Here is a 1,825-nt window from a genome sequence, read left to right as displayed (position 1 = left end):
ATATAATTGGGATAAATAATAAAATATAAAAAATTGTTTTCATGATAATGTTTTTTAATTGCATGGCGTTTCTCTTTCCGTTTCACCATTTTTTAATTTTAATTTAGTAAATGTATTAAATGTATTGTCAGTTTCAAACAAATTAAACCCAGCATTTGCTTCATCCATGAAATTCAAAAATTCCTTTAAATCATTCTCATTTTTTTCAATTATCTCTGAATCATTCGGGTTTGTTCCTTTAATTTTCGGATTAAAATCGGGATTAAAGTACTTTTTATATAATGGAGTAAACAAATCTTTTGATGACCAATACTTTTGATGGTCTGAAGGAGGAACATCCAAAATTCCTGTATTAGGGTTAAAAATTTTATAGAATAAAAAATCTAAAAATTTAGTAGAATCACTAATAGTGATTGCATATTGAGTGCCTTGTTTTGTTGTCAAGAAGGCTATAAAATCATCGGTAATTCTGTTTTCTCTAATAAGCTTTGCAATAGCTATTAAGTCTGATGGTGAAAAAGTTGATAATGATAGGGGCGTTGTTGTCGGATGGTTGTGAGCAAGAGCTTCTAACTTATCACTATTTCCAAGAGTGACAGAGATCTCAGGATACGTATTACTGCCTTCATAGTCTTTAATGTTTGTTTGATTTTCTATTTTACCAGCTCCTTTTTCGTATGTTAAACTAAGGTTCGCATCACTTGATAAATCTACTAATTTTTGTTTGAAGTTTGGATTGTTTGCAAGAAAATCAGTTATTTTTTTACATTCTTTATTTTTATTTTCTTCCTCATCATCAACAGGTAAAATGATTGTTGTTACATCTCCTTGGCAATCTCCATTAGGTCCAGGTTTGAGACAATCATCATTTTGATTATGCTCATTACCGTTGTTTGGAGTCTCATCAGAATTTTCATTGTTTGGATTGGTGTTATTTCCGTTTTCATCTGAATTAGATTGACCTCCTGATGTATTAGGATCTTCGCCTTCATCACCATTATCACTATTTCCTCCGCTACCTCTTCCACCATCTCTAATACTTTCATCCATGTGATCCATTTCGCCATCCCAAGGGCAATCTACAGTAATTTTTAAGTTGGTAGTCAGACTAAAATCTTTTGGATGGACTAATCTTAAAATTTCGTAACAATAACCTCCATCTGAATCGTAAAAAAGGCCATCATTAAACTCAATATCATCATTAAAAGTTTCATTAGTTAAAACATCAATTTCTTGCCAATTAACTTTGTTAGGGTGTGAAAAGTCTACAAATTCATTATTTCTAATTTTTGTTTTTTCTAATTCAGTCAGATCATAAGTTATTAAAATAGTTTTATAACTTCCATCACTTTGTAATGAGAATAATAAATTTCTTACTAAAGAACTATCATCAGCATTTTGAATTGGAAATGTATAAGAGTGATAGTGATTATTTTCTATAAAGTAAGAAATATCGGTATCAATAGTAATATTCAAATTGTTACTATGACCTCTAGATTGATATTTAGATAAATTGTTAATTGTATTTAAGAGTAAAGCATTACTATTTTGTGGATTATCAACTTTTTTAATTATTAATTCGTATAATCATTTTGGACATATTTTTTTAGTACACGACAAAAATTGTTTAACTATTTGATTTTTAACAAAGTAAAGTGAATTTTAATCTTCTTTATATTGCATAAAATACTGGAATTCAGTATATTAAAGCATTATTCTTCAAGTAATGACTTTAAAAAAGAACTCCAGTACAGGTATTAAAGATACTCAATTATTAGCACTATTCAAAGCTCATTTCAAAGGACATCTCAACTTGGCCAGGATC

General features: G+C 28.9%; 1 protein-coding gene. It reads right to left on the bottom strand.

Annotated features, from left to right (window positions below; genetic code table 11):
- Positions 1-54: 54 nt before the first annotated feature.
- The gene (locus CAP47_RS00005; protein WP_100774840.1) at positions 55-1,476 is read right to left on the bottom strand and encodes a hypothetical protein; all 1,422 of its coding nucleotides are present in this window, start codon (positions 1,474-1,476) and stop codon (positions 55-57) included.
- Positions 1,477-1,825: the final 349 nt, after the last annotated feature.

Source organism: Psychroflexus sp. S27, from assembly GCF_002810405.1.
In the GTDB taxonomy this organism is placed as follows: Bacteria; Bacteroidota; Bacteroidia; order Flavobacteriales; family Flavobacteriaceae; genus Psychroflexus; species Psychroflexus halocasei_A.
This window is presented reverse-complemented; position numbering and strand designations above follow the sequence as displayed.